Raw genomic sequence first — 20,314 nt, forward strand, 5'->3', positions numbered from 1 at the left:
ACCCTTGCCTTCAGCTAACAGTTCCTACTGCCAAGCCTGTAGCGGACTTTCACCGCCTAGTTATCGCCCATGCCGGGCGCACACGGAAAAAAAGCACCATGGCGATCCATGGCGCTTCTTTCATTCAGTCACTTAGCGGGAGGCCCCACACATCCTGCAAGACGGCGCGGAACAGGGCATCCAGCTCGCCTTCAAGCTGGTCGTCCGACTCCGTCGGGTGAACAGCCGCGGCGATCGCCCCCAGCGTTGGGGCCAGTTCCTCGAAATAGGCGATGCGTTCCGCAAGATAAGCGTCCAGCCCCGGCATACGGGGCCGGCGCTCCGCCCCGAAGCTTGCCTGTTTATAGGCAAGCAGCCGCTCGATCTCGCCGCCCAGCCGCCGGTTTTCCAGCGGCAATACGGGTTCGGTTAACCGGCGGATTTCCTGCGGAGGCATCGTGCCGTAACGTTCGATCCAGCCGCAGGCCAACATCGGCCGAAGCACGTAAAAGTAGGCCTTAGGCTTGATCCGCTCTCCCCGAAGCTCTGCCCGGAAGTTGCGTTTGGCCATGTTCAGGTAATGATACATCGCCGCCTTCGGCGAAAACACGCGCGGGGCCAGCGCCAGCAAGCGCTCCTTCACCCGCTGGCCGTTCGCATAAACGACCGGCGATCCTAGCCACTCGAACAGCGCGGGATTGCCTTTGCCGAGCAGGGATAGCGCCTTGCGCAAGTCCCAGCCAACCAGGTCCAGTCCGCTCCCGGCGGCCGGATCTCCGGCTCCGCCCGGCGCTTCCCCCGGGTCCGCCGCCCCCTCGCCGCATTCCGTGCTGTCCGTGCGCTCGATCACGTCTTTTTTATCGGCAATCGACAGATACCACGCCACCGGACGAACATAAATAAACCTGACGTCATAATCGCTGGCCGAGGACGAATAGGCCCACGCCCGGCTGCCGGCTTCGCAGGCATAAAGCACCTTCATGCCCTCTTCCCGCTCCACCCGATGCAAATGCCGCAATATCAACTGCCGTTCCCCGGCCGATGCTGCCGTCACGACCCGCCCTCCTTTCGCGCGCTTGGCCCTTTTCCGGCTAGATCGTCGGCATGACATTGCCGCCGCAGACCGGGATATAGGCTCCCGTGATGAAACCGGCCAAATCGGAAGCGAGAAAAGCGACCGCGTTGGCGATTTCCTGATCCTCGCCCCGCCGTTTCATCGGAACTCCCGCCACATAAGCTTCATCGTTCCGGCTCGCCGACTCGCGGTCCCGCTCGCTGATCGTCCAACCCGGCGCCACCTGGTTGACGGTAATTTGGTGCTCCCCGACCTCTTTGGCGAGCACGCGGTAGACGCCGTCCATGCCTCTTTTTCCTGCCGCGTAGGCCGATTGGTTCGGGAAGTTTTGCATCGCGCATTCCGTATTGATCCCGATGAACCGCCCTTGCTTCCTGCTTATCATGGCCGGTATGAACGCTTTGGCCAAAAACACGCTTTGCAGCACGCAGGACTCGAATTGGCTGACGTAATCCTCGGCGGGCTGCTCCAATACGGAGGTCCAGGCGTACTGGACGACCGCGTTGGCGACGACGATATCGGGATCGCCCAGCTTCGCCGCGACCTGCTCCTTCATCGCCATAATGTCCGCTTCCCGGGTGATGTCCCCTTGCACGATCATCGCCGTTCCGCCGGCTGCCTCAATATCCCGCTGCAGCTCCTGCGCCTTGGTTTCATTATTCATGTAATGGATGGCGACTTTCGCCCCGCAGGCCGACAACGTCCGCGTCATGACTCGTCCGAGCTGGCCGGTAGCCCCGGTGATCAGCGCGATTCTCCCCGACAAATCGATATTCAGCATCAATGTAACCTTCCCCCTAGCATCCGGTTATGTAAAAAACGGCCCGCTATCCGGGCATCTTCTCCCATTCTACCCTCCCGCCGCGGCCGGCGCAAAAGCGAATAGCCGCGCACCGGCGACGCATCCCTCCGCTTCCGAATTGAAGAGCAAAACGCCCAGCCGGGAGCAGTTCCTCCCTACCGGACGTTTCGCGCGTGACGTATCGATTGATTATTGCTGCTTGTCGGCGATCGAAAAAACGACCGTTTTGGCCGCGTTGTCGACCAGCACGTTGACCGTATAATCTCCGACGGCAGCTTGCTTGTCCGCGAGCGGCCGGCCGGCTTCCACCTCGGCGCAAATCGCTTCGAACCAGCGGCGGAATGCGATCGCGTCGTAGGAGAACAGCTGGTTGGCAAACAGCTCGATCGACTCCTTGTTCCGGGCTAAGGTCCCCTCTCTCAGCCGAACCGTGATGCCGTACGTATTATACGTCGGATCGAGCCAGATCGCCGCCTCTTCCGTCGCCGCCCCGCCAGCCGTAGCCGTCGTGCCTGCGCTTGCGGCCTGCTGAACCGCCTTTTTCTCCTTCTCGTCCTTGAACAGCCGCAGCGTCGTGTCCAGCAAATCATAGTTCGTTCCGCGCAGTTGCCCCGCCTTCAGCAAAGTGTCGTAGGCATCCCACATGCGCTTGTCCGGAAAAGCGACGATTTTCTGCCCGCCGCCTGCCGTCGGCACCAGCCGCTGCAGCTTGTCGGCCTGAGGCCGGATCGGGATCCGCTTCGTCTTGTCGGTCAACCGGTTCAGGATAACCAACGCCTCCGCGCGGGACACGTAGCGTCCAACGCCGAATGTACCGTCCGGGTATCCCTGCATGATCCCCTTGATCAGCGATTCGGCGATGAATTTCTGCTGGCGATCGCTTGCGCTGGTCAAATCCCCGTAGGACCCGGCCACAGCCCGGCTGAACTGCTCGTCTTCAAGGAATTCGGTTTCCTGCAGCGTATAATACAGCACCTCCGCGACGTTTTCCCGGGTCATGTCCGCCTGAAAATCGCCGTAGCGGCTTTTGTTCAAGAAATTCAAATCGCTGGCCACGTCGATATAGGGCTTGGCCCAATATCCCGTCATCGCCGGCTTGAAATCGAAATAACGGTAATCCTGCTTGAGGATCGTCCGATTCTCTTCGCTCAGCGAATCCAAAAAGGACGCCCGCCAGGTGCGCTCCAGATTCGGATGCTGCTCGCTGTAAGACAAAATCAGCATTTTGATGAATTGGTCCACCTTCACCGGCTCGTTCGGCCGGAACGTCCCGTCCGGATACCCGTCCAGGATGCCGTCGAGCACCATCGCTTCGACGGCTTGCTGCGCCCAGTGTCCGCGAATGTCCTTAAATGAGCCGGTTCCGCTTGACGTTGCCGCTTCGGCGGTTGTCCCGCCGCCAACAAACCCGGCCGCTCCGGCCAAGGCGATCAAGCTAGTCAGCAAGCAAAACGCCAGCGATTTCCGCAGTTTCCGTTGAATCATTTTTCTCCATATCTTTCCGATCATCATGGGCCCCCCGACAAAAATAATGACGCGCGTTATGTACGGCTGACGCAAAAACGCCGCCACTACTCAGAAAACCACATTTCGGAGCGATTGTGAATAGGCCGAACGACAGCCGTAAATCCGGCATATTCGCTGCAGGCTCCCACTGCGCAAAACGAACCACAAAAAGCCCGCCGATTTCCTGCGGGCTCGGGCGAAATAGGCGTCGGGAAGCAAAACCTTGTACCCATCCGTTCGTTGGCTCGGCTTAATCTCCCGCTCCAAGCGGTTCCCCGGTCCGAACGTCCTGGTTCGAGCTTTCGTAAGCCTCGAGAATCGAATCGAGCAGCCCGGGAAACCGGGATTCCAGGTCCTCCTCCCGCAACGACATAAACCGCTGCGTTCCCTGGATGCGCGTATACACGACCCCCGACTCGCGAAGGGTACGGGCATGATGCGACAAGGTCGATTTGGCGACCGGCACTTCAAAGCAATTGCACGGCCGTTCGCCGTTTTTGCGGATTTCGGCGACGACGCTTAGCCGAACGGGGTCGCTTAAGGCATACAACACCGAGGTCAGCTGAATTTCGTCCCGGTCCGGATGATACAGCACTTTCATCGCAATAACTCCTTTCTTTAAAATTTTTCGAATCTTAGTTTCCTAATTGCATTTTAACCGATGGCATGCTATATTTCAAATGTTCGATTACAATCGAATATTAAAACAAATAAAAAGTGGGTGAAACGCGTGAATTCTGTATCCACCGAAACTCTTGCCATTCCCGCTCCGGAGGCTGCCCTGAAAAAAGAAGGGCTGCTCACCCTGTTGCTGGGGCTGGCCGTCGTCTTGGTCATCATGAACACCGCCATGTTCAACCTGGCGCTGCCCGATCTAACCGAAACGTTTGGCCTTTCGTCCGCCGTGTCTTCCTTGATCGTGACCGGCTACTCCATCTTGTTCGCCATTTCATCCATTACGTTTAGCCGGCTTTCCGATTTCCTGCCGATCCGGCGCCTGTTCGTAATCGGACTCGCGACGCTGGGGCTGGCGGCCGTAGCCGGACTGTTCAGCGCCAGCTTCTGGTTCCTGCTTGCGATACGCATCATCCAGGCTTCCGGTGCCGGAGCCATCGTTTCGCTCTCACTGGTGATGCTTGCCCGGTACGTACCCGTCAAACGACGCGGCAAAGCGATGGCGCTGCTGATGTCGGCCGTATCGCTCGGCTTGGGGCTTGGCCCTGTCGCGGGCGGCGCGATCGTTGAGTACATGGGCTGGCGATACCTCTTTGCCGTTACCGTGTTGACGCTGCTGCTTATCCCGTTTTTCCTTCAATACATACCGAAGGAGAAACCGGTACGCGGAACATTCGACACCCTCGGCGCCATCTTCATTGCCGCCGGTACGACCGGGCTGCTGCTGTTTCTGACCGAAAGCTCCTGGACTGCGCTTATCTTCGGCATCGCCGCGCTCGCTTTATTCGTCTTCCGCATACGCAGCACCCCCGAGCCGTTCGTGTCGCCGGCCTTGTTCGGCAACGGCTCGTATCTGGCCTTGTCGATCGTGGGGATCGCCTCGTATTTGTGCAGCTTTGCCACGTTGTTTTTGCTGCCGCAAATCCTGGTGCACCAGTTTGGCCTCAGCGCCAGCCATGCCGGCTTCATCATATTCCCCGGCTCGATGCTGGCCATGGTCGCCTCGCGCAAGGTCGGTTCCATCATCGACCGCCACGGCAACGGGGCGATCCTGCGGTATGTGCCGCTCCTGGTGCTAAGCTCCACGATCCTGTTTGCGCTGTTCAGCGGGCAGTCTTGGCTCGCCATCATGTTGATCTACCTGCTGATGAGCCTGGGCTTCACCATGCTCTCCAGCAGCGTGTCCAACGAAATTTCCCGCATTCTGCCCGCTTCCCAGGTCGGCTCGGGCATGGGGCTGTTCCAACTGCTGCAATTTTTCAGTGGAGCCTTCAGCGTCGCCATGGCCTCCAGCGCCATGGAGTGGCAGCACGGATTGTCGATGTCCGCGGCCTATTCCAACATCTTCTGGGGATTGATGGTCATGGCCCTGCTTGCCATCGGTTCTTCGTACGCCTACCTGCGCGGCGTGGGCCTGCCTGATCGGAAGAAGCAGGGATCGCTGGAAACCTAAATCCGCTTGCGAAAAATGCATTAACACCCCCTGTTTCCTGCCGGATCCACGTTCGTGAACCCCGGCGTAACCAGGGGGTGTTTCTTTGCTCGGGCAACTTGAAACCTACTCCGCTTCCCGCAGCCTTTCCACGATCGTCGCTTTGGAGATCCTGCGGTAGGAAGCCAGCGTCACGATCAGGGCGATAACGATGAGCAGCGGTACCATACCGGCAATGGGCAGCGGGCTCATCCGGAATTCCGCAAACGCGATATTGTCCGCGACGCCCTTGGCTACCAGATACGTTATTCCCATGCCTGCCGTCCCCACGATCAGGCTCGTCAGCAGAACGCTATAGAGACCTTCCAACACAAGCATTTTTTTCAGTTGCTTTCGGGTCATGCCGACGCTCTCCAGAACGGCGAATTCATTGCGGCGTGAAATCATGCCGGTGACCACCGTGTTGATATAGTTCAAAATCCCGATCAAAGCGATGATAAAACTTAGGCTGTAGCCGATCGTCTGGAAAATGCGGATAAAACCTTGCATCTCCCGCTTGTAATCCTCCCGTGATTTGACGACCAGGCTTGGACTGGATGCCGTGACGGATTTCACTGCCGTTTCTACATCGCCAAGCTTGGCCGGATCGGCGTGCAGGGTCGCGGACAATATAACCGGGTCCTTAACTGCCTTTACGAACTCGTCCGCCGGCCAAAACACTTTAAACCCGCCCATGTTGTAAAACTGGGTGCCCGCCGCGTACAGCGCATCCGACTCCAATACCGCCATCACCTCGTAACTTTCCTTCATACCGTCCAGTTTAATCATGTCTCCCGGCTGATAATAAGAGGTATATCGGTCCGAACCGAGCAGCGCTTCCGTAATGAGGACGTAATTCCCGGAGTCGAACTTGTCCCGGTCAAACGTACCGGCGACAATATCCTTTTTGTCGATCACGTCGTACCATCCGCGGTCTATGCCATGGAATTGAAGCGAAACGGCTCCATTGTCAAGAAGGGTGGTGAAGTCGGGCATCCGGGGATCCTCCGTTGCCGCCAAAGGCTCCAGCACCTGCCGGATCGTATCGTCGACCTTAAGCGAATATGGACTATAGTACACTTTATCCAAGCTGGTGACGCCGTCGATTTGACCTAATGAATCGCAAACCTCTTCCGTCAGCGCGGCGGCCTCCGGCTCGGGCACATCGCCCCGGCTGTCGACATCCTCTTTAACGGCAAAGTCCCCCGAAATATAGCTGTTCAAGTACTTATTTACGCTAAACGAAGAAATGACCGTATAAATAACGCTGAACAAAATGATGCTTAGCGACAAGGAAGCCAGCATGAGCAACAGCTTTTTCTTTTGCCGGAACAGATTCCCGAGCGACATTCGGGACAGCTTGGCCCCTTGCTCCGAACGTTTGATTTTTCGCCGAACGCCGCCGCTGATCCCGGAAAACTTCACCGCCTCGACCGGCGAAATCCGCGCCGCGGTTCGTCCCGGTTTGCTCGCGGCGATCCGAACCGTCAAATAAGTGAAGACGGCGGCCCCGACAAAAATCAAAGGGTTGACCGAGCCCACGGCCTCCATTTCTCCGCCGGAAAAGCGGGTCATCAGCGGCATCAGCCACCGTCCAACCCCGTAACCCAAGGCCAATCCGACCGGAAGGCCCGCCAAATACAGCCGGTTCGCCTGAATGGAGATGATCCGTCGCAGTTGGCGCGGCGTTGTCCCGATCGTTTTCAGGAGCCCGTAAAACTTGATGTCCCGCACGACGGAGATATGAAAAATATTGTAGATCAGCAGATATCCGCTCAACATGATGATCAGGATCAAAACGAGGAACGGAACCGCGTTCGCCGGATCTTCCTGAAGGGCGACGCTGCTGTACGACCAGTTCACGCCGTAAAGAACGTCCAGTCCGGTATCGGACAACACCTTTTTCAGTTTCTTTTCAATGCCGAAGGAACCCGCGAACATGACGTCCAGCCGGGTCGTATTGACGTAACTTCCGCTGAGCCTGGACTGCTCGGGGTCGATCTGCGAAATGTTCCGCTCCACAAAAGCCTCCGACACGAACGCTTGCCCGGCTATGCCCAGGTTCCGATCCGCCGGAAAAACCCCCGACAACACGAACTCCCTGGTAACCGCCTGCCCGTCGATATCCATGTCGAGTTTTACCTTGGCGCCCAATTCTTGAGGTACGCCAAGCAAATCGAGCACCCAGCCGCTCATCGCGATCTCGTTCTCTTCCGTCGGCAAACCGCCCTGCTCAAATCGGATGAAGCTGTGCTTGGCCTCGTTTTCGTCGATTTGGTCGATTTCCAGCGCGGTGCCGCGAAATACGTCGCTCGTGGCGCGTCCGACCAGCACGGATCTGCCGTACTCCTTGATGGATGGATGCTTTTGGAGCCGGTCGGCCTCCTCCGGCGTCAAATATTTAAAGCTGCCGTGATAATCGCCGCCGGCCGTTTTCATTTTCGTTCGCTGCATCGATTCATTGAGGCTGAAAGCCATCGTAAAAACCGAAGTAAGCAGCAGCGTCGTGAGTACAATGGCGCAGACGATGATCCAATTTCGCGGCAGATTGGCCTTCAGGCTTCGTCTTGCGAGGTGCGCGACCGCTTTGCGGTTATTCGTTGCCGGCATCCGTTCCCGCCTCCCTCCCGGCGCGGCCGGAACGGCTGACGATCCGGCCGTCCTCGATGCGGACGATTCGGTCCGCGGTAAGCGCGATCTCCTCATTGTGCGTAATCATCACGATCGTCTGATGGAACCGCTCGCTCATCTGCTTCAGCAGAACCATCACTTCCTGGCTCGTTTTGCTGTCCAGGTTGCCGGTCGGCTCGTCCGCCAGGACGATGGAGGGCTTGGTCGCCAGCGCTCTGGCGATCGCCACCCGCTGCTGCTGCCCGCCGGACAAATTCGCCGGCAGATTGTGCACCTTATCGGCCAGCCCCAGCGCGCCGATCACCTGATCCACGTACTCCTTCTCCACACGGGCTCCGTCCAGTTCAATAGGCAGCACGATATTCTCGTAAGAGTTCAAGATCGGAATCAGATTATAGCTCTGAAACACGAATCCGACCGACCGCCGCCGGAAAATCGTCAGTTTCTCGTCATTCATCGCAAAAATATCGTTTCCGTCGACGTACACTTTGCCTTCGGTCGCGCGGTCCAGCCCGCCCAGCATATGGAGCAGGGTGCTTTTTCCGCTGCCGCTCGTGCCGACAATCGCGACGAATTCGCCTTTTTCCACGCTTAACGTGATTCCGTCCAGCGCCTTGACTGCGGTATCCCCTTGGCCGTAGTACTTCTTAAGCTCCTCGATCTGCAGGATCGGCATGTCTTTTTCTACCTCCCAATGAAAAATCCTGTACTTTCGTACAGGACTAAATGTAGCAGACCAATCTGACTCCCGGGTGTCCGAAAAATAACACGTTCGACATATTCTAGAGGACCGGCAAAAATACCGAGAATACCGATCCTTCATCGGGCTTGGAAGACACCTTGATGTGCCCGCCCTGGGCGGCAACGATCTCCCGGGCCAGGTACAGGCCGATCCCGACGCCTTCGAGCTTGGCCGCTTGTTTGCTGCGGTAAAAGCGTTTAAAGATATCGTTCTATTCGCGCTCCGCGATGCCGATGCCCCGGTCGGCGACATCGATGCGGACGAACATTTCGCCTGCCTGAACGGAAATATGCACGCCGCTCCCGGGACCGCTGTATTTGACCGCGTTCTCCAACAGGTTGAACAGCGCCTCGCCGGTCCATTTCAGATCGTGCCTCGCCGCGGTCGCCGGATCGCAGGCAATCGCGATCTCGATGCCTTTGCGCTCCGCTGCCGCATAAACCTGCGACACGGCTTGCGTGATCGTGGCCATCACCGGGGACACGGCGGTTTGCAGCGTGATCATGCCCGTCTCCAGCCGGGACATTTTGACCAGCGACCCGATCAGCCAATCCAGCTTCGCGGATTGCTCCTTGACCTGGGCCGCATACTGGCGGGCCTCCTCGTTCAAATCCGGGACTTCCTCCAGCAGTTCGCTGTAAAGCATGATGCTCGAAAGCGGCGTTTTCGTCTGGTGCGATATGTCCGAGATGAGCGTTTTGATTTTGCTTCGCTCCGTTTCGATTTGCCCTTCACGCGCCCGGGTCAGCTCGACATAGCGGAACACCTTGTTTTCCAGCGCCGAAAGACTCGTCTCCTCATAGCCGGTGAGTCGCTGCCTGCCGCCGATCGCCGCGTCCACGATATCGAAGGCCGCCTGAATCGCGGCCGCGGCCCGGGCCCTCAGGATCCAGGCGAAAGAACCGGCCGCCAGAAGCAGCGCGACGGCGAAGGACACGGGCAGCCAAAGCGGCGGGGCGAACACTTCCCCGGCCATAACCCAAGCCGCAACCGGGTAACCAAACACCAGCAGGCCAAACAGCACCCCGAACGCCGTGTAGATCCGGGCGAAGGCAAGCCCGTTCCGCCCCGGGGATCCGGCTCGTCCGTCTGATCGTCCAAGCTCACCGTTTCCGGCACGTCCCGCGAACCCACCGCTGCGTCCGTTCTCTCCGCCGTAGCCGTCACCGCTTGTCATCGCTGTCCCCCCGCGTCGGCCCAGAGATACCCCAAACCGTACACCGTTTTGATATATTGGGGCGCGGAGGGATCGTCTTCGATTTTGGCGCGCAATCTTTTGACGGTCACGGTTAACGCGTTCTCATCCACAAACTCGGCTTCCTGCCCCCACACGAGCCCGAGCAATTGCTCCCGCGTCAGGATTTGGCCGCGGTTGGCCACCAGCGCTTTCAGCAGCTTTTGTTCCGTAACGCTTAGCGGAATGGAGATTCCCTCCTTGCGATAGTCCATTTTTCCGAAGTCGAGCGCCAGGGAACCGATACTCACTTTATCCTCGCGATCGGGATCGCAGCGCCGCAGTACGGCCATCACCCGGGATCGCAACACCATCAGGCTGAACGGTTTGGTGATGTAATCGTCTCCCCCAAGCTCGAAGCCCGTCACGATATCGGACTCCATATCGTTCGCCGTAAGGAATAGGATCGGCACCCGCGAAGCCGCCCGAAGTTTGGCGCAAAAATCAAGGCCGCTCCCGTCCGGCAGCCGGACGTCGAGCAGGACCAGATCGATCCCGCCCGCCGCAAACCGTGCTTCCGCCCCGGCCAAATCGTATGCTTGCTCCACGGCGAACCCGTCCCGGGCCAACGTCAGCGCTACGCCTTTGTTTAAGCCGATATCATCTTCTACGATCAGAATGCTCGTCATGACTAAGTACTCCCTTTCCTTCCGGTCATATTCTATTTGCAATTATACATGATCGTGACATGGCGATATACCGGCTCAAAACCAAATACATTGCTGTCAGCGGAGGTAGATTACTAAGGTAGGATACTAGGGTCGGTTCCTGAGGTGGCGGTCTATGAGGTTCGTGTCTTGTTGTCTCTGTACGCTCCTTTGCACGATTATCCCCTTCGTTCAGAGGACAGGGGTTGGGGGCTGACAGGATAAGGGATAAAGAAATAATAAAAGAAACGGGTATAGAAATAAGGGGAGGAAAATGAGGGGGCTCAGATAAGATTTTCGGATTGATAAGAGAACGTATGTTTGGTATAATAAAATAAAGCGAACGCATGTACGCAAATTCCTAATTTGGAGGCGAGCGGCCATGGAAGTCAATGGGGGAACAGATCTTCAACCCTTCAGCACCCGTTATCACAGCGAGCAGGCCTGCATGGAGGCGCTGATCGCGATGAAGTGGCCGAATGGCTTTGTCTGCCCACGCTGCGTTCACACCCGGTGCAGCCGTCTCACCTCCCGGCGTATCCCCTTGTTCGAGTGCGCAAGGTGCGGGCATCAAACGTCGGCTTTGGCCGGTACGATTTTTGAACGGACGCATCTGCCCCTGTTGAAGTGGTTCCGGGCGCTAGAGTTGTTCTTGCTTCCCGATGGCATCTCGGCGCTGCGTCTGAGCCAGGTGATCCGGGTCACCTACAAGACCGCCTGGTTGATGCTGCACAAAATACGCCATGCCGTCGGGGAGTTCGACGCCCGGGAGCTGCTCTGCGGAGAGGTGAAGGTGAACAGCGATCTTTATGGGGGTAACCCCTCCCGGTATCAGTTTCCGCATCCGTATGCCTCGGCAGTCGTAGCGGGCTGCACGGTAACGGAGTCGGGCGAGCCGGAACAGGTCAAAATCCGTCTGGTTCAACATATGAGGGGGGACGGAACAAGGGCAAGTCGTCACGAACTCGCCACGTTCATCAACGGGCATGTGGATGTCCGTACATCGGCGGTGCAGTCGTTCCCTCTAGCCTTTCGACTATATTTGCCCTTGCGAAAAGTGGTGAGAGAGGCGTGGGAATCGCTGAAGAGTACGTATGTGGCCTTGGGACTGAAGCATCTGCAGGCGTATCTGAACGAGTACACCGTACGCCGCCGGCTGCGCCTGCCCGGAGCAGAAGAAACGATGCGGCAGACGTTTCTGCGCATGTGTGTGGCAATTCCGGCGATTACCTATCGCCGGCTGATCGCGCGCCAATCGAATCAGCCCCTTGCGGCTGCGGCCTGATCGACGAGCTTGAACGGTGGGGGTTACTTGATGTGGGCCGACTTGATCAGTGTTGTTTTGCATGAACGGTGTAGTCGGAAAAATTCAGGGTTCAGGCTGCAACGATGATTTTCATTTTTCCAGCGTCTTGTCCCATCCTCCGTCCGGGTCTGCGTTACTTCGCCTAAACTAAGCCCGTCTACTGATCTCGAACCTATCCGCTTCTCCCGAACATATCTTCTTTGAAACATAACTTCTTCTGAACTTATCTGCCGCTCTGCTACCTGATTAAACGGGATAATCGTGCAAAGCGTCCAGCCAGCGAGTATTGACCCGACCTACCGCCCATTTCCTTCCCTCCAAGCTTACAACGCCCTTCCGTGTTTCTTACCCGATTGGTGGCTTCTTCTCCTACTTTTTCCGGTTCCGCAGCTCTTTCATGATTTTGCGCCCGGTCGGCGTTTGCGCGAGGCCGCCTTGGGCGGTTTCCCGGTGGCGGCTGGGCATCGCCGAGCCGACCTCCAGCATCACGTCGATGACTTCGTCAGACGGGATCGCGCTGCGCACGCCGGCCAGCGCCATATCGGCGGCAGCCAAAGCATTGACCGCCCCGAAGCCGTTGCGCACGATGCAGGGGATTTCCACCAGGCCGCCGACGGGATCGCAGATCAGGCCAAGCGTATTTTTCAGCGCGAGGCCGACGGCGTGCACCGCCTGCTCCGGCGTTCCGCCGCGCAGCTCGACCATCGCGCCCGCGGCCATCCCGATGGCGGAGCCGATCTCCGCTTGACAGCCGCCTTCCGCGCCGGAGATAAACGAATTGTTGGCGATCACGTACCCGATCGCCCCGGCGCTGAACAACCCGCGCACCAGGTGCTCATCCTCCCAGCCGAAGCGTTCCTGCGCGCTGACGAACACGCCGGGGATGATGCCGCAGGAGCCTGCCGTCGGCGTGGCGACGATCCGTCCCATCGATGCATTAACCTCCGACACCGCCAACGCGTAGGCCATGGCCTGGCAGGCGATGTCTCCGACGGAAGCCTCTCCGCGCCCGCGGTAGGCCTCCACTCTTTTGGCGTCGCCGCCGGTCAGTCCGCTCGTGGAGGTGATGTCCTCCGTCAAACCTTTTTGCACCGCCGATTTCATGATTTGGTAGTACTCGCCCATCGCCGTCAGGATTTCCGCTTCCGATTGCCCGCTCTCGGCCGCTTGGTCCTGGATCATGATCTCGGAAATCGTTTTGGACTCCCTGCCGCATAGTTCGACCAGCTCCCGTAAATTCCGAAAACGCATCTTGCCCATCTCCTTTCTTATCTAGTTACCCTTTCCCTCTTTTCTTCAACTTATCTAGTATGGCCACTTGCTAACGCGATCAAGACATCAAATTGACGTACGCCACCCGGCTAACATGCTCCAGCAAGCCGATCGCCGCCATCAGACCTTCGGGGATGGGCGAATCGGCTTCAACCACGGTCAATGCCTCCCCGGTTCTCCCTTTCCGGTCGGTAATGATGTAACCTATGTTGACATCCTCCCGGCTAAACAGCGCGGTGATTCCTGCCAACACGCCTTGGCGATCCGCATGCGAAATAACCAGCGTTGGCAGTTCGCCCGAGCTTTTGACTTCAAAGCCGTCGATGCCGCGAATCACGATCGTCCCCCCGCCGATGGAGGCGCCGGTGACTTCCGTATGCCGGCCGTTGCCGCCGGTCAATTTGATTTTCACCGTATTCGGATGCGCCCCCGGCAGAACCCCCGTGGAAAAGACCACTTGGATTCCCTGCTCCTCGGCGCCCTTCAGGGAGTTGCGAATCCGCTCGTCGTCCGTCCGGTAATCGAGGATCCCGCCGACCACGGCCAAATCGGTGCCGTGCCCGCTATACGTTTCGGCAAAAGAGCCGTAGAAGCTAATGGCCGCTTCGACCGGCTTCTCCCCGAACAGTTGCCTCGCAAACCGCCCGATCCGCACCGCCCCGGCGGTATGCGAGCTGGAGGGCCCGATCATCGCCGGCCCTATAATCGAAAACACATTTTTAAATCGCATGGATATAACCTCTCCCTTGGCATGAATCCAACCATGAATACCGCTAAAAAAGGACAGGAAAAAGGCTAGCTGCCTTCTTCTCTGTCCCCGTTACCTGAAAGTTTAATGTCCTCCGAGCTGCTTCTCGCAGAGCAACATGTACCTCGTGGGTGGCTTAACGCTCTCTCCAGAGCGGCGTCCGATCATGGTCCTTGAACCTGAGAGATTCGGGTGCCGGTTTGCAGGACCGGCTCTTTGCTCCTTCGGTGCCGCTGACTTAAATCAACGGACTCTCCCATGATCATCATTCGCCATATATTTTGTAAATAATGTAAATTAAAATGATTCAAATGTCAAGATATCTAACACGAATATCCGCTATTTCACGGCATATTCTAGTAATATTTTCCTATTTTTCTGTGAAAATATGTATATTTTTCATATATTACTACTTGTGCACATGAATTTACAATTATATACTGTCTCTAACCATTCCAAATATTCCCTTATTTGCGGATTGATTGAAAATAAGGGCCGTTTCGCGTCAACTTTCCTTCAGCAAGATCACACGCGTTTTTCCATCACGTTATTGCGTTTCCGACACCCGCTACCCGCAGCTTACCTGCTCGCATAGATGTTATGCCATCCATTCAAGGAGGTGATTGAAAAAAAGAAAACCGTCTCCCGCATTTTAGCTTTTCCAGCGCCAAGTCCGGATCAAGCCGAAGTATCTCCGGGCAACCACAAGAGGATGTTTTAGGAAGCAGCAACTAACCTAGTAAAGGGAGTGAAGAAGTTGATTAATCTTAAAAAATTCCGCAAATCTTTCTCACTCGGTATGTCGATCCTCCTTGTGCTTACTTTTGTTCCTGCGACCTATGCCGAAAGCGCCGGGGCTACGGGAAAATTCAGCCTGAAATCGAGTTCGCCCCAAATCGCCGAAGCCAAAATCGACGCCAACTTGCAGGCCCGGTTCAAGCATGACGACTTCGTCACCTATCTCATCAAATTAAAGGAGCAAACCGACACGGCCTCGGTCGCCAAGCTGGCCTTGCAAAAAGCCGCCGTTCAAAAAGCCACGCCATCGGCCGCGAAGCTTTCGGCCCGGACATCCGTCGTCAGCGCCCTCCGCGAGACGGCATCCCGCTCCCAGAACGCACTGGACGACTACTTGCAGCAGGCGCAAAAATCCGGAGACGTCAAAGACTACAAAAGCTACTTTATCGTAAATGCCATGGCGGTGACAAGTACAAAAGATGTACTTGAGCAAATCGCCTTATTTCCGGAAGTGGAAAAGATCCTTCCCAACGAAGAGCGGTTTCTGCAAAAGGTAGAAATCGATAAACAACCGGCGGTCGAGCCTGGCGCGAACCCGGCCGACGGCAAGACCTCGCCCAAGGATGCCGCAGGCACGGGTACGGCAACGGTCGACCCGGACAGCGTCGAGTGGAACATCGCCCAAGTGAATGCTCCCGAGGTTTGGGACATGGGCATCGACGGGACGGGCATTGTCGTCGCCAACCTCGATACCGGGGTCGATTACAACCATCCGGCTCTGCACGACAAATGGCGCGGGCTCGATGCCTCCGGCAACGTCGTGGATCCTGAGCTCAACTGGTACGATCCGCACAGCCGCGCTTCGCTCCCGACCGATTCCCATGGTCATGGAACCCACACGATGGGAACAATGGTCGGTTCGGAGCCGGACGGCTCGAATCATATCGGCGTAGCGCCCGGCGCTAAGTGGATTGCGGTCAGGATTTTCAACCCCTCTACCACGGACGCGATCATTCTCGACGGCGGACAATGGCTGCTTGCCCCGGTTGATGCCGAAGGCAATCTCCATCCCGAACTGGCGCCCGACGTGGTGAACAACTCTTGGGGCGGGGGTCCCGGCATCGATGAATGGTATCGTCCGGTCGTTCAGGCCTGGCGGGATGCTCAGATCTTCCCGGAATTTTCCGCAGGCAACGTCGACGAGTCCAATCCCGGCGGCCCCGGTTCCGTCGCCAATCCAGCCAATTACCCGGAAGCGTTCGCCACGGGGGCGACGGACATCAACGGCAATCTGGCCGACTTCTCTTTGCTTGGCCCTTCGCCGTACGACGAAATCAAACCGGAGGTCTCCGCACCGGGCGTCAATATCCGCTCCTCGGTTCCCGGCGGAGCCTATGAAGGCGGCTGGAACGGCACCTCGATGGCCGGTCCGCATACGACGGCCATCGCGGCGATGCTGCTGCAGGCCAACCATTCCCTGACGGTGGATGACCTGGAGCGGATCTTGACCGAAACCGCCACGCCGCGTACGGACAGCCAGTATCCGACGGCGCCAAACAACGGATACGGGCATGGCATCGTCAATGCGCTGGATGCCGTCGGCTCCGTGCTGGAAGGCGTCGGCTCCGTATCCGGCCGGGTCGTAACCGCCGGGGACGACTTGGAGGAACCGGTTCTGGAGCACACGCCTCCTACCTTAGTATATGAAGGTTTTGATATTACGCTAACCGCTCGCGTGAGCGATGACGTCTCGGTAACCTCGGTCGAATTTTACGCCAAGGAAGCAGGAAGCAGCCATTATTCTTACATTCCGGCTACCCGGGTTTCCGGCGATATGAAAGACGGAATTTACGAGGCAACCGTTCCCGCATTCCTGCTTGGAAGCGAAGGATTGGAATACTATATCCGCGTGAACGATTACGGCAATAACGGCTTTGACAGCGAACCGTATTCCGTAACGGTTTCGGCAGGGATCGAGCCCGGATATCTGCAGGATTTCGAAACGGATATCACCGGATTTATGTCCGGAGGCATCGGGAATACCTGGGCTTGGGGGACCCCGGCCAGTGGACCGGGAAGCGCCTATTCCGGAGAAAAAGCGTACGCTACCAACCTGACCGGCAATTATGCTTCCGGGGCCGATTCCTATCTGCTGACGCCTCCGGTCGATTTGACCGATAGTCCGGAAGGGGCGCTGTTGTCCTTCAAACAATGGTACGATCTGGAGGAGAACCGCGACTTCGGCACGTTGTACATCGCATCCATCGACACCGACTACGCCTTTGTTCCGGCAGCGGAATTCACCGGGACAAGCGGCGGCTGGAAAACGCAATTCGTCGATCTGCGCGAATACGCCGGCGAGCAAATTTACCTGCAGTTCGGCCTCAGCAGCGACGGTTCCGTGCAAAAGGCGGGTTGGTACCTGGACGACCTTTCGCTGCAAACGCCGGATGAGACTCCTCCTGCGGCTCCGGCCGACTTGAGCGGCTCCGTCAATTTCGTCGGCAGCGCCGAGTTGACCTGGTCGCCATCCGCCGATGAAGACGTGAAGCTTTACACAGTATACCGCTCAACGACTTCGGGCTCCGGATATGAAGCGATCGGAACGACGCCTGGAACCGAATATACCGATTCGGCGACCGAAACGGATGAAACATATTATTATGCGGTAACCGCCACCGACTACAGCGACAACGAAAGCGCCGAATCGAACGAGATTGGACTGGCGATCGAACGTCCGGCCACGTTGTTCAGCGACAATTTCGATGGCAGCAGCGATAACGGCTGGACGCACAGCGGAACGCGCGATGAATGGGAACGCGGCGCGCCTGTAGCGCCAGGACCGGCGAGTGCCGTGTCCGCACCTAATGTTTGGGGAACGGATCTCGATGCCGGCTATGAGAACGGAGCCAACTATTCTCTCGTCTCTCCGGTCATCGACCTCAGTGAAGTCGATAATGCGACGCTGTTGTTCGATCACTGGTTTGAGATCGAAAGCAACTACGATTTCGGTTATGTGGAAGCCAGCGCGGATAACGGGGCCACGTGGTCTCCATTGGGCAGATTCTCGCATAGCTCAAACGGCATGGCTTGGAACCCGGCATATTACGACCTTGGCGATTATATCGGAGAACAAGTGCAGATCCGCTTCCATATAACGACGGACAGCAGTGTCGTTAAATCCGGCTGGTATCTCGATAACTTCCAAGTACTTAGCGTAAATACGCCGGAGAGCCTGGCGGCGAAAAACGTGCTTGCCGAAGCCGAGCCGCAAAAAGCCAAAGCGGCGAAATCCGGGCCGGCCTACAAGCTGACCCGTACGAGCAAAAACGAATTTGACCAGTCCGTGAAACAAACGGAGACAACCGCCGAGGTTGGCATCAGCAGCCTTCCGGCCAGCGCAACCGTTACTGTGCTGGAAACCGGACGTTCGGTGAAAACCGATCCAGCCACCGGGAAATACAGCTTTAATCATGTCGCCGGCGACTTTACGCTAAAAGCGGAAGCTTATGGGTATTACCCGCAAACGCTGCCGGTCAAGATTCAGGACCAACTGACCGCCAAAGCGAATTTCAATCTTGCGGCCATTCCGAAAGGACAAATCGCCGGGACGATTACCGATGAACGCACCGGCGAGCCGATTGCCGACGCTACGGTACTCGTCCTCGAAGATGCGACGATCGCGCCGCAGACGACCGGGCCGGACGGCGCCTTCTCACTGGAAGTGCTGGAAGGCACGTATACCCTTTCGGTAACCGCACCCGACTACTATAGCGAAACGCTTACCGTAACGGCTCCGCCTAACGGAACGGCCGACGGCTCGCTCGCGCTCAAACCGTTCGTCGGGCTGCCGGGCGAAATCGCCTATGATGACGGAACCCCGGAAAATGCCTGGGCCTTTAACGCCGGAGGCAACGCCTGGGCGGTACGCATGACGCCGGAATCCGGGGCGGCTCAAGTGACGGGCGCTTCGATCCGGTTCTGGAATACGGCCTTCCCGTCTCCGGGCGGAACCGCATTCCAATATGCGGTATTTGACTCATCCGGTCCGAACGGATCGCCGGGACGGCAATTAGCCGGACCGTTCGACGGTACCGCACTGCGCAACGACCAATGGACCACCGTGGAATTACCCGAGCCTGTCACCGTAGAAGGCGATTTCTACATCGTCTACATTCAGCCTTCGGTCGGAGCAAACTCCCCTGGCCTGGCCACGGACGAATCCGGTCCAAATGCCCTTCGAGGCTGGCAGCGCATCAGCGGTGTCTGGACGCCGACGGCCGAAGAAGACGGGAACTATATGATTCGGGCTATCGTACGTTACCCGGTCAATGCGCCGGTGATCACGTCGCCGGAAGCCGGTTCTTTCACGAACCAGCCGACCGTCACGGTAACCGGGACATCGCCGGCCAATGATGCCGACGTCAAGGTTTACAACGGCACGGAGTTGGCTGGAGAAGCTACGGTTGAAAACGGCCAATTCAGCCTGCCGGTCGAGCTTCATGACGGCGCGAATGAACTGAGTGCCGAAGTGATCGTAAACGGGAAAACCACCGATCGTTCGCTGCCGGTCACGGTTACGCTGGACACCATCGCTCCGGAGTTGGACGTGGTTTCGCCGGTGGATGGATTCCGTACGAATACGGAAGTCCTGAACGTAGCGGGAACCGCGGTCGACGCGTTCTTCAGCAAGGTAACCGTTAACGGCCAAGAGGTTCCGCGAGAGGACGGCGGCTCCTTCGCCTACCGGATGCTGATCGACTCCGGTGAGAATGTGATCACCGTGACCGCTACGGACGAAGCGGGCAATGAAACAACGGTTACCCGCACCGTTTACGTCGAAACGGAGCTGCCGGAGATCGCCAATCTGGCTCCGGCGGAAGACGTTCGCCTGACGGCCGGCGAAGCGCTCACGGTCTCCTTCGACAGTGTGCCGGGACTGGATGCTTCGTTCCGTATCGAGCTGCCGTTGTCGCTGAGCGGCGGCGCGGGCAGCGGAATTCCGATGACCGAAACCACGCCCGGACATTATGAAGGCACTTATACGACGCCAGCTTCGCTCGTGCTGGAAGGCGGCCTGATCGTTGTAAGCGTCCGGGATTCGGCCGGCAACGACGGCGACTTCCCAGCGCCTGGCCGGTTGTTTGTCGGCGCCCCGGGTGAAGATCCTGGTGAAGATCCCGGCGAGGATCCAGGCAATACTCCGAATGCTGCGCCAACTGCCGTGATCGAGGCGGTGGATCGCGCCGCCAAAAACAAGCAGCTAGATTTTGACGGGACGGCGTCCTCGGACGAGGACGGCCGAATCGTCCGCTATAGCTGGACGTTCAGCGACGGCGGCCAGGAGCTTGGCCCCAAAGTGAACCACCGTTTTACTGCCGCCGGAACGTATAGCGTTACGCTCACGGTTACCGATGACGACGGCGCCGTGGGTACCGTCGTTCACAAGATCGTGATTCGTTAATCCGGAGACGATCCAACAATAAGA

Annotated in this window: 12 protein-coding genes, 1 pseudogene and 1 riboswitch; of the genes and pseudogenes, 3 read left to right on the forward strand and 10 right to left on the reverse strand. The window is 57.7% G+C overall.

Going from position 1 to position 20,314, the window contains the following annotated elements; all coding sequences use genetic code 11:
* Positions 1-124: 124 nt before the first annotated feature.
* The 4 genes from ACQ4N8_RS17595 to ACQ4N8_RS17610 all read right to left on the reverse strand — a co-directional run bounded on the left by ACQ4N8_RS17595 (position 125) and on the right by ACQ4N8_RS17610 (position 3,963).
* Positions 125-1,033 carry a nucleotidyltransferase domain-containing protein gene (locus tag ACQ4N8_RS17595; RefSeq protein ID WP_430705659.1) on the reverse strand — a complete coding sequence of 303 codons (909 nt, stop codon included), beginning with the start codon at positions 1,031-1,033 and terminating at the stop codon, positions 125-127.
* A gap of 37 nt (positions 1,034-1,070) precedes the next feature.
* Positions 1,071-1,832, reverse strand: coding sequence for an SDR family NAD(P)-dependent oxidoreductase (locus ACQ4N8_RS17600; RefSeq protein WP_430705693.1), 762 nt, complete (start codon positions 1,830-1,832; stop codon positions 1,071-1,073).
* 213 nt (positions 1,833-2,045) lie between these two features.
* Complete coding sequence (locus ACQ4N8_RS17605; RefSeq protein WP_430705660.1) at positions 2,046-3,365, reverse strand: S-layer homology domain-containing protein; 1,320 nt, start codon at positions 3,363-3,365, stop codon at positions 2,046-2,048.
* 247 nt (positions 3,366-3,612) lie between these two features.
* On the reverse strand, positions 3,613-3,963 hold the full coding sequence (locus tag ACQ4N8_RS17610; protein WP_430705661.1) for an ArsR/SmtB family transcription factor: 351 nt from the start codon (positions 3,961-3,963) through the stop codon (positions 3,613-3,615).
* A gap of 129 nt (positions 3,964-4,092) precedes the next feature.
* Between ACQ4N8_RS17610 and ACQ4N8_RS17615 the strand changes: the two genes are divergently transcribed.
* Complete coding sequence (locus ACQ4N8_RS17615) at positions 4,093-5,490, forward strand: MFS transporter (protein WP_430705662.1); 1,398 nt, start codon at positions 4,093-4,095, stop codon at positions 5,488-5,490.
* Positions 5,491-5,595: 105 nt separating this feature from the next.
* Here ACQ4N8_RS17615 and ACQ4N8_RS17620 read toward each other — a convergent pair whose 3' ends face one another.
* The 4 genes and pseudogenes from ACQ4N8_RS17620 to ACQ4N8_RS17635 all read right to left on the reverse strand — a co-directional run bounded on the left by ACQ4N8_RS17620 (position 5,596) and on the right by ACQ4N8_RS17635 (position 10,744).
* Positions 5,596-8,118 (reverse strand): ABC transporter permease, encoded by a 2,523-nt coding sequence (locus tag ACQ4N8_RS17620; RefSeq protein WP_430705663.1) that lies wholly within the window; start codon positions 8,116-8,118, stop codon positions 5,596-5,598.
* On the reverse strand, positions 8,102-8,815 hold the full coding sequence (locus ACQ4N8_RS17625; RefSeq protein WP_430705664.1) for an ABC transporter ATP-binding protein: 714 nt from the start codon (positions 8,813-8,815) through the stop codon (positions 8,102-8,104). The genes ACQ4N8_RS17620 and ACQ4N8_RS17625 overlap by 17 nt, the downstream gene beginning before the upstream one ends.
* 106 nt (positions 8,816-8,921) lie before the next feature.
* A pseudogene (locus ACQ4N8_RS17630) lies at positions 8,922-10,058 on the reverse strand (sensor histidine kinase).
* Positions 10,055-10,744: a response regulator transcription factor gene (locus tag ACQ4N8_RS17635; protein WP_430705665.1), complete on the reverse strand. Its 690-nt coding sequence runs from the start codon at positions 10,742-10,744 to the stop codon at positions 10,055-10,057. Before ACQ4N8_RS17635 ends, ACQ4N8_RS17630 begins: the two are co-directional and overlap by 4 nt.
* Before the next feature lie 400 nt (positions 10,745-11,144).
* Between ACQ4N8_RS17635 and ACQ4N8_RS17640 the strand changes: the two genes are divergently transcribed.
* Complete coding sequence (locus tag ACQ4N8_RS17640; protein WP_430705666.1) at positions 11,145-12,047, forward strand: transposase; 903 nt, start codon at positions 11,145-11,147, stop codon at positions 12,045-12,047.
* Between the two features lie 390 nt (positions 12,048-12,437).
* Here ACQ4N8_RS17640 and sdaAA read toward each other — a convergent pair whose 3' ends face one another.
* Positions 12,438-13,319: an L-serine ammonia-lyase, iron-sulfur-dependent, subunit alpha gene (gene sdaAA, locus ACQ4N8_RS17645; protein ID WP_430705667.1), complete on the reverse strand. Its 882-nt coding sequence runs from the start codon at positions 13,317-13,319 to the stop codon at positions 12,438-12,440.
* Between the two features lie 79 nt (positions 13,320-13,398).
* Positions 13,399-14,070 (reverse strand): L-serine ammonia-lyase, iron-sulfur-dependent subunit beta, encoded by a 672-nt coding sequence (sdaAB, locus tag ACQ4N8_RS17650; RefSeq protein ID WP_430705668.1) that lies wholly within the window; start codon positions 14,068-14,070, stop codon positions 13,399-13,401.
* A 175-nt stretch (positions 14,071-14,245) separates the two neighbouring features.
* Positions 14,246-14,357, reverse strand: a riboswitch (glycine riboswitch).
* A gap of 488 nt (positions 14,358-14,845) precedes the next feature.
* Between sdaAB and ACQ4N8_RS17655 the strand changes: the two genes are divergently transcribed.
* Complete coding sequence (locus ACQ4N8_RS17655) at positions 14,846-20,290, forward strand: S8 family serine peptidase (RefSeq protein WP_430705669.1); 5,445 nt, start codon at positions 14,846-14,848, stop codon at positions 20,288-20,290.
* Positions 20,291-20,314: the final 24 nt, after the last annotated feature.

Origin of the sequence: Paenibacillus macerans (assembly GCF_050565405.1) — a bacterium.
Lineage (GTDB): Bacteria > Bacillota > Bacilli > Paenibacillales > Paenibacillaceae > Fontibacillus > Fontibacillus macerans_B.

Coding starts and splice junctions, on each gene's coding strand:
- ACQ4N8_RS17605 (WP_430705660.1), bottom strand. CDS start 3,365: ATGATCGGAAAGATATGGAGAAAAATGATTCAACGGAAACTGCGGAAA.
- ACQ4N8_RS17610 (WP_430705661.1), bottom strand. CDS start 3,963: ATGAAAGTGCTGTATCATCCGGACCGGGACGAAATTCAGCTGACCTCG.
- ACQ4N8_RS17620 (WP_430705663.1), bottom strand. CDS start 8,118: ATGCCGGCAACGAATAACCGCAAAGCGGTCGCGCACCTCGCAAGACGA.
- ACQ4N8_RS17625 (WP_430705664.1), bottom strand. CDS start 8,815: ATGCCGATCCTGCAGATCGAGGAGCTTAAGAAGTACTACGGCCAAGGG.
- ACQ4N8_RS17635 (WP_430705665.1), bottom strand. CDS start 10,744: ATGACGAGCATTCTGATCGTAGAAGATGATATCGGCTTAAACAAAGGC.
- ACQ4N8_RS17640 (WP_430705666.1), top strand. CDS start 11,145: ATGGAAGTCAATGGGGGAACAGATCTTCAACCCTTCAGCACCCGTTAT.
- sdaAA (WP_430705667.1), bottom strand. CDS start 13,319: ATGCGTTTTCGGAATTTACGGGAGCTGGTCGAACTATGCGGCAGGGAG.
- sdaAB (WP_430705668.1), bottom strand. CDS start 14,070: ATGCGATTTAAAAATGTGTTTTCGATTATAGGGCCGGCGATGATCGGG.